The organism is Micrococcus sp. HG099 (genome assembly GCF_024723355.1).
Classification (GTDB): Bacteria; Actinomycetota; Actinomycetes; order Actinomycetales; family Micrococcaceae; genus Micrococcus; species Micrococcus endophyticus.
Window position 1 is genome coordinate 1 of record NZ_JANQCJ010000300.1, and the last position, 495, is coordinate 495.

The 495-nt window shown below is 82.4% G+C and carries 1 pseudogene; it reads left to right on the forward strand.

The annotated features are described in order from the left end of the window. Window positions 1-495, forward strand: a pseudogene (locus NWP10_RS12325) (DUF349 domain-containing protein); the annotation flags it as partial.

Sequence of the window (495 nt, forward strand, 5' to 3'; positions counted from 1 at the left end):
GCCGCGGCCGGGGCCGCCGCCGCAGGCGCCGCGGCCGCCGCGAAGGGCGCGAAGGCCCGCCAGGCTGCGCAAGCCGAGGAGGCCGACGCCGCGAAGCCCGAGACCACTGAGACCCCCGAGCCCGCTGAGACCCCTGCGCCCGCGACCGCGGCGACGGAGACCGTGGCGCCCGGTGCCGCGGAGACGGACACCGTGGAGACCCGGGCCGACGAGCCCGCCGCGGCAGAGCCGGAGTCCACGGCGACCGCCCCCGCCGAGGACGTCGACCCGGAGCCGACCGCCCCCGCACCCGTCGTCCCGGCCTCCCCCGCGCCGGACAGCGCGCCGGACACCGAGGCGATCCCCGTGCGCCGTCAGCGGCCGGTGCCGCGCCGCGCCATGGTCGTCGAGCCGACGACCCCCGACGCCGACCGCTCCCCCGATGCCCAGCGCTCCCGCAGCGCGGGCGCGCCCCTGGCCGCCGCCGGTGCGGGCGCCGTCGCAGCGGCCGGAGCC